Annotated in this window: 1 protein-coding gene; it reads right to left on the reverse strand. The window is 60.1% G+C overall.

Annotated features, from left to right (window positions below; translation table 11 throughout):
- The coding region (locus ADL29_RS15365) for a cbb3-type cytochrome c oxidase subunit I (RefSeq protein WP_211274323.1) at positions 1 to 203 on the reverse strand (203 nt) is incomplete at both ends.

Consider the following 203-nt stretch of genomic DNA (forward strand, 5'->3'; position numbering starts at 1 on the left):
AGAACACCGGAATGATTTCGGAAATGATGCCGAAGAACGGCAGGGCGATGATGTAGACCTCGGGATGACCGAAGAACCAGAAAAGGTGCTGCCAGAGCAATGCGCCGCCATTTGCGGCGTCGAATACATGGGCACCGAATTTACGGTCCGCCTCCAGGGCGAACAGCGCGGCGGCCAGGACCGGGAAGGCCAGCAGGACCAGC

This window comes from Streptomyces chattanoogensis (genome assembly GCF_001294335.1).
In the GTDB taxonomy this organism is placed as follows: Bacteria; Actinomycetota; Actinomycetes; order Streptomycetales; family Streptomycetaceae; genus Streptomyces; species Streptomyces chattanoogensis.